At 72.7% G+C, this 4,964-nt stretch carries 6 protein-coding genes; 3 read left to right on the top strand and 3 right to left on the bottom strand.

Annotated features, from left to right (window positions below; translation table 11 throughout):
• Positions 1–174 precede the first annotated feature (174 nt).
• Entirely contained in the window at positions 175–672 is a 498-nt protein-coding gene (locus ACFV61_RS14430) for a hypothetical protein (RefSeq protein ID WP_380346215.1), read from the bottom strand.
• 133 nt (positions 673–805) lie between these two features.
• Positions 806–1,549, bottom strand: a complete 744-nt coding sequence (locus tag ACFV61_RS14435; RefSeq protein ID WP_380491885.1) for an SDR family oxidoreductase — start codon at positions 1,547–1,549, stop codon at positions 806–808.
• A gap of 98 nt (positions 1,550–1,647) precedes the next feature.
• On the opposite strand from ACFV61_RS14435, the gene ACFV61_RS14440 reads away from it, so the two are divergent.
• Together ACFV61_RS14440 and ACFV61_RS14445 are read left to right on the top strand one after the other, a co-directional pair.
• Positions 1,648–2,229: a TetR/AcrR family transcriptional regulator gene (locus tag ACFV61_RS14440; protein ID WP_380423494.1), complete on the top strand. Its 582-nt coding sequence runs from the start codon at positions 1,648–1,650 to the stop codon at positions 2,227–2,229.
• Between the two features lie 290 nt (positions 2,230–2,519).
• Positions 2,520–2,894, top strand: coding sequence for a hypothetical protein (locus tag ACFV61_RS14445; protein ID WP_380381027.1), 375 nt, complete (start codon positions 2,520–2,522; stop codon positions 2,892–2,894).
• Positions 2,895–2,987: 93 nt separating this feature from the next.
• On the opposite strand, the gene ACFV61_RS14450 is transcribed toward ACFV61_RS14445, so the two are convergent.
• Positions 2,988–3,581, bottom strand: coding sequence for a TetR/AcrR family transcriptional regulator (locus ACFV61_RS14450; RefSeq protein WP_380423495.1), 594 nt, complete (start codon positions 3,579–3,581; stop codon positions 2,988–2,990).
• A 164-nt stretch (positions 3,582–3,745) separates the two neighbouring features.
• On the opposite strand from ACFV61_RS14450, the gene ACFV61_RS14455 reads away from it, so the two are divergent.
• Positions 3,746–4,765, top strand: a complete 1,020-nt coding sequence (locus ACFV61_RS14455) for a hypothetical protein (protein ID WP_380491887.1) — start codon at positions 3,746–3,748, stop codon at positions 4,763–4,765.
• Positions 4,766–4,964 lie beyond the last annotated feature (199 nt).

The raw sequence follows: 4,964 nt of genomic DNA on the forward strand, positions 1-4,964 counted from the left end.
AACAAAACACTCTTACTCCTCCTATTGGTTTGTTACTTTATTTCCCCCTCTCGTGTGGTCTCCCACCCCCCCCCCCCCCCCCCCCCCGCCGGGGGGGGGGGGGGCCCCCCCCCCGGCGGTCGGGGGTGTTCCTCAAGGACCGCCAGGAGGCGAAGTGGTGACGGCGGCCGCGGCTCAGGTGTCGTAGCAGCCGTCCCACGGGGCGTGGAAGCCGAGGCCGTCGGGGTAGAGCTCGGCCCAGACCCCGCCCTCGCCGTCCTCGCCCTCTTCTTCCTCCTCCTCGTCCTCCTCGTCCGTCTCGATGACCAGCCCGAACAGCGCCCCCTCGACCCGGACGGCGAACGGCGCGATGGCGACGTCCCCGTACGCGCGGCCGGGGAGGGCGTCGAGCCAGTCGGCGAGGAGTGCGCGGGCGGCCTCGACGGCCGCCTTCTCGCCGTCCGCCGTCGTGCCGGTCGAGCGGATGCGCGAGTCGAGGTGCCGGCCGGCGTCGTCGAAGCGGTGGAGCACCGCGAACCAGCGCTTCTGCGCCTGCCAGTTCTCGACGTCGGCCCCGACCTCCGGGAAGGCCGCCGTGACGGAGGCGAGGAACTGGCCGCCCTCGCACCGGCCGATGGTGCGGGTGCGGTAGTCGGGCTCGTACCGGATGGGGATCAGGTCGGGAACGCTCATGACCGAACCGTACGGCTGAGCTGTGACAACGCCCGGCCCGGAGACGGCTCCGGACCGGGCGCGACTGCGGGCCGGGCGCGACTGCGGGCCGGATACGGCTGCGGGCCACGGGCCCGGTCGGCCGACGGTTCGTTCAGCGCCCGGTGGGCAGGTTGGCCCCGCCCGTGCAGTCGAACACCACGCCCGTCACGAAGGTGTTGGCGGCCAGCAGGTGGATGGCCTGCGCGATGTCCTCGGCCCGGCCGACGCGGCCGACCGGGGTGGTGGCGGCGAGGCCGTCGAACAGCGCCGTCCGCTGCTCGGCCGGGACGCGGTCCCACCACGGGGTGTCGATGACGCCGGGCGAGACGGCGTTGATCCGCAGCGGGGCGAGTTCGACGGCCAGCGGCGGGACCATCGCCTCCAGCGCGCCGTTGATGGCGGCGAGTCCGGCGGTGCCGGGGATCGCGGCGCGGGCGGAGGCGGCGGTGATCAGCGTGACGGATCCGTCCGACCGCAGGTGCGGCAGCGCCGCCTGGAGGACGCGGACCTGCGGCCAGAACTTGGCGTCGAACCCGGTGGCGAGCTCGGCCAGGTCGAGCTGGGCGAACGGGCCGCTGCCGGCCGCGCCGCTGACCGCGACGACCAGGTGGTCGACGGTGCCGGACCGGGCGAAGAAGGCCGCGACGGCCTCGGGGTCGGCCGCGTCCAGCTGGTGGCCGACGGTCTTGCCGCCGATCCGGGCGACGGCGGCGTCCAGCCGGTCCCGGCCGCGGCCGGTGATCACGACCTCGGCGCCGTCCGCGGCGAAGGCGGTGGCCGCGGCCTCGCCGATGCCCGAGCTGCCGCCCATCACGACGACGCGCTGTCCGGTGAAGAGGTTTGACGTGGTGCCCATGGTGGCGTGTCCTTCATCTTGTCGAGACCGCTAGTTCCGTCAATAATGTTATCGAGACTGCTAGTCTTGTCAAGCGGGGGAAGAGGAAAGGGAACACGATGACCGAAGCCCGCCCGCACACCGGACGCCGCCGCAACGAAGCCGCCCACCAGGCGATCCTCGACGCGGCCCTGCACCTGCTCGCCGAGTCCGACGGCACCCCCGTCACCATCGACGCCATCGCCCGCACCGCCGGCGTCGGCAAGCAGACCGTCTACCGCTGGTGGCCCTCCAAGGGCGCCGTCCTGCTCGACGCCCTCACCGACCGTGCCGACCAGGACGCCCCCGGCCCCGACACCGGCACCCTGCGCACCGACCTCCGCGCCTTCATCGCCACCACCTTCGACGGCTCCCAGCGCGACACCACCGCCCCCGCCCTGCGCACCCTCGTCCGCGAAGCCGCCCGCGACCCCCACCTCGCCGACCTCATGCAGACCTTCACCGCCACCCGCCGCACCGCCCTGCGCGACCTCCTCGCCCGCGGCCGCGAACGCGGCGAACTCGCCGACGACACCGACCTCGACCTGATCGTCGACCAGGTCTACGGCGTCTTCTGGTACCGCTTCCTCCTCGGCCACGCCCCCCTCGACGCCACCGTCGCCGACCGGCTCACCAACTCCCTGGTCGCCGGGAACAGTTAGGACCCGTCCGGCGGATCCTGCCCGGCGCCCACGCCGGTTGATCATCCGATCCGCCTTCGGTACCGTCCCGCGGGGCCCTCCCTGCGGGACGGCACCCGTCCGGGGAGGGGAGATTCATGCAAGGGCTAGACGCAGCAAGGCCGTTCACATCCCGGCCGGCGCGACGCGCGGCCGCACTGGCTGCGGCCGCGACCGCCGCCGTCGCCCTGGTGGCCGGCTGCGCGGCCGGGGACCCGGATCCGGACCCGAGGGCGTACCCGGGCAGCCCGAAGGGGCAGACCCTCGAAAAGGTGACGAAGGCGTTCGGGCTGGACCTGCCCGCGTGCGACCTTCAGGACGTCGGGTTCCACGGATCCGCGAAGTACCCCGGAGAGGCCCTGAACCTGAGCTTCCGGGCCCCGAAGGACTGCGTGGACCGCTTCCTCGCCGACCACTCGGTGGACCTGGCCCGCCCCGTCCACTGGAGCCCCGGACAGGGGGCCGGGACGGGCTTCGACTCCGACACCGAGACCCGGACCTTCGGCTGGTCCTTCGACAAGAACGTGACCTACGACCTCTTCGTCGACTTCACGACCTCCACCGGAAGCCGCTTCAGCGCGCTGGCCGACCCCGGACAGACCGAGCGGACGGTGTACCTGGAGGCGCGCCACCTCGGCGGTTCCTGACCCCGGAGGCCCGCGCCGCCCTCAGCCCGACCTCAGCCCGACCTCAGCCCGTCCGCCGAGCCCCGCCGGGCGCCACTCCGGGGCCGTGCCCGTTCAGACGTCCGCCGGCCCGCGGCGTCGGATCAGCGGCAGGTAGACCTCGTCCACGATCTCGACCAGGACGTCGTCGGGCGCGGTCGGCACGCCCCGCACCACGAACTCGTTGCGCAGCAGCACCACCGCCACCGTGGCCACCCTGGGGTGGAGCGCCCCTGGGGCCGCTTCACCACGGGCGACCGCGCGCCCCAGGATGGTGAGCCAGGGTGTGGCCGCGGCCTCGCCGGACTGGTCCTGGAGCTGCGCCAGGAACTCCGCCGCGCCACCGGCGGCGGCCAGGAGTTCGCGCAGGATCGCGCCGAGCGGGGAGCTCCAGTGCCGGTTCGCCTGGCGGAGCAACTCCAGGGCGTCCCCGCGTAGTTCACCGGTGTCGGGGGGCACGGCGGCGGTGGCCAGCTGCTTGTAGGCGGCGATACCGAGGGCCAGGCGGTTGGGCCAGCGGCGGTAGAGGGCGTTCTTGTTGGTGCCGGCGCGGGCGGCCACCTTGTCCATGGTCAGCCCGGCGAATCCGGACTCGGTGAGCTCCGCCACCGCCGCCTGGAGGATCGCCTCCTCCAGCGCCGCCCCGCGCCGCCGTGTCTGCCCGGCCATGGCCCTCGTCCCGTCCGATCCCGTCGCCGGTACCGCCGTCGATACCCCCGTCGATACCGCTCCCTACCCTCCCATCCTTCTTGTCTTCTCCGACCCGCGCCAACTAGGGTACTGGCCGTACCGTATTTGCCGCTCCCCGCCCACCCCCAGGAAGGCAGGACATCGTGCGCGCCAAAGGCATCAGCTACGACACCGGATTCGTCAGGAACGGGTCGTACTCCCGCAGCCGGTTCGACCCGAAGGAGGTCGAACGCGAACTGCGCATCATCCGCGACGACCTGCACTGCAACGCGGTCCGCATCATGGGCGGTGACCCCGACCGGATCGAACTCGCCGCCGGCCTCGCCGCCGACCTCGGACTGGAGGTCTGGTACTCCCCGTACCCGCTGGAACTCACCGCCGACGAGCTGCTGGCCCTGTTCGCCGACTGCGCCGAGCGCGCGGAACGGCTGCGGCGGCGCGGGGCCGAGGTGGTGTTCGTCACCGGAGCCGAACTCAGCCTGATGAACCCGGGATTCCTGCCCGGCGACACCACGGACGACCGCATCGCCCTGCTCAGCCGACCCGAGCTCGTCCGCGAACACCTCGGAGCGGTCAGCGGCCGGGTCAACGCGTTCCTCGACCAGGCCGTGGCCACCGTCCGCGGACACTTCGGCGGACGCGTCACCTACGCCGCCGTACCGCTGGAGCGCGTCGACTGGACGCCCTTCGACCTCATCTCCCTCGACCTCTACCGCTCCGCAGAGACCGCCGACCGGTTCGCCGACGGCGTCCACGAGCTGGCCGCGCAGGGAAAGCCCGTCGCCATCACCGAGTTCGGCTCCGCCGGCTACCGCGGCGCGGGCGACCGGGGCGCGCTCGGCCTGGACATCGTCGAGTACGACGCCGAGGGCCCCGTCCGACTGAAGGCCGCGTACGAGCGCGACGAGGCCGGCCAGGCCGCCTACCTGCGCGAACTGCTGGAGGCCTTCGACGCCGGCGGCATCGACGCCACCTTCGTCTTCACCTTCGCCCTGTACGACCACGTACACCGCCCCGACGCCGACCCCCGCGACGACCTCGACCTCGCCAGCTACGGCATCGTCAAGGTCTACGAGGACCGCCCCGGCACCACCTACCCCGACCTCCCCTGGGACCCCAAGGCCGCCTTCACCACCCTCGCCACCTACCACCACACCCACTGACCAGGCACCGCCCGGCGCCGCCTCGGAAAAATATGCAGACCGGTCTACTGATTCACACCCTTGCGCACCCACCACCCACCTCGGGGCGGGTGTAGCGCCGGCCCCCGGTCACGGGCGCCACCCCCCCCCCGCCCCCCCCAAAAATTTAACGCGGGGGCAAAAAGGGGGGGGGCGAAACAAGTAAAACCCCCCCCCCCCC

The organism is Kitasatospora sp. NPDC059817 (assembly GCF_042731835.1).
In the GTDB taxonomy this organism is placed as follows: Bacteria; Actinomycetota; Actinomycetes; order Streptomycetales; family Streptomycetaceae; genus Kitasatospora.